This window comes from Granulosicoccus sp. 3-233, from assembly GCF_052681095.1.
The window spans coordinates 21,746-23,648 of the sequence record NZ_JBQYLE010000002.1; the positions used below are offsets into that span (position 1 = coordinate 21,746).

Annotated in this window: 1 protein-coding gene; it reads right to left on the bottom strand. The window is 57.8% G+C overall.

The features are described 5' to 3' along the window. Window positions 1-260 precede the first annotated feature (260 nt). On the bottom strand, window positions 261-1,715 hold the full coding sequence (locus ACUNV4_RS05105) for a BNR repeat-containing protein (protein WP_430877430.1): 1,455 nt from the start codon (window positions 1,713-1,715) through the stop codon (window positions 261-263). Window positions 1,716-1,903: the final 188 nt, after the last annotated feature.

Here is a 1,903-nt window from a genome sequence, read left to right on the forward strand (position 1 = left end):
CAATCCCGCAATCCCGCAATCCCGCAATCCCGCAATCCCGCAATCCCGCAATCCCGCAATCCCGCAATCCCGCAATCCCGCAATCCCACAGCCGCACAGCCGCACAGCCGCACAGCCGCACAGCCACACAGCCACACAGCCACACAGCCACACAGCCGCTTCGAGTCGCTTCGAGTCGCTTCGAGTCGCTTCGAGCGAGTCCCGGGCTTGCAGTCCGAGCAGGAAAGGGAGTGGTTCAACCGGGTGGAACGAAACCGCCTTCAGGGCAGTTGCGTGATCAGAGGCAGTTGCAGTTCAAGTACCTGTACGCTGGAAGGCAAGAGACTCTCATCAAGACCTTCTCCATCTATCTGCCCAACGGCTTGCACATACAGGTGCAGCAATGAGTGAGTGCGCCACAATTCGGTGTCGAAGCTGGGTTCCCAGCGATTCAGTGAGTCGCTCGTGATTGCCGTGTAATGCCAGTTCGTGTTGCGCGTCAGATTGCTGCTGGCGAGGATGGCACGATCACCGAATTCGGAATCCCGGTAGATCAGGTGCAACCATTGCTCATCTCCGTCATTCTGCGCCAGAATCTGTGGTCGACTGATGGGCAGGCTCTTGGAGCCACCGCCGGAGAGTGAGAAATCGCCTTGTCGTTTGCTGACTTCCTGTCTGAACCAGCGTCGTTTACCGGTATTGCTTGAACCCCGGGTCTCGGCATACAGCATCTGCACTTGTGTGGCAGCGTCTGCCGATGAGCGAAAATAGGTCGCAATATAAGGCGTACCCGATTGATCGGTGGTCATGGATGTCTGGTTGATGAGGTTGCTGCCTTCGGCAATGGACCAGATGATCTCGGCATTGTCCTGGCTGATCGGCAACTGGTAAACCTGATCGCTCGAATCAACCCAGTTCACCCCTCCGTCATCGGATCTTGCGTAGTGCATGTCGTGATTGGTGGCAACGTCGGAGGATTCCCGCCAGACCCAGGACAGATGGATGGAGCCGCTTGCGTCCACGTGCATCTGCCAGTAGGCGTTGCGTTCACCTTGTCCGTCGAGCAGATTGTCCTGCAAACGTGTCCATTGCATGCTCTGTTGATCGTATCGGTTCAGGATCATTCGGCCCTGTCCGGATCGACCATCGCGATAGGCGAACAAGAGATCGCCGGATGGGAGCCGATGGAATTCAGGGTAGGTCACGGCCTGTTCATCCTGTCCGGTCATCGTGGACATGGGGCCCAACTGCAGACTGCCCGGTGAGGTGCTTCTGACATAGCGCAGGGAATCGACATGGTGATCCCAGGCCATGTGCAGATAGCCCGCACCGTCAAGCATGATGCTGATACTGTTGTGCGCATCCTCGGGACGTCCGCTGTAGCCGCTGGCGCTGATTTCCCAGTCGTCCGTACCCAGGGTTCGCCTTCCGAGCATGACTTCACCACTGCCTGAGTAGAACGCGATGTACTGTTGCTGCTCCTGTGTCACCAGGGAATTCTTGCGGAAGATCACTGCATTGACGGCATTTTGTGCCCAGCCATCGGCAACCTGACTCAGGTGTATCGGACTTTCCAGTGCGGATTCATCCATGGTGTCTTGTGGGTTGCAGGCCGCGAGAAGAAGGCTTGACAGACAGCTGCCGAGCCACAGGGCATGGTGAAAGAACGCCCGTCGGGAACGGCTCTTCCAGAGGCGAGATTCGATGGTAGCCTGTCGTTTGGTGGAGTGGCTCATCGGTTCCGAATTGCAAGTTCCGGTCCCGGAAATGATCGAGGTCCTGAAGCATGGGCATGAGGGCCGCTCGGTCGTGCGGTACAGATTGTTCCGGCAAGGCTGACCTCGTCACAGCGTCACAGCGTCACGGAGTCACGGAGTCACGGAGACACGGAGACACGGAGTCACGGAGACACGGAGACACGGAG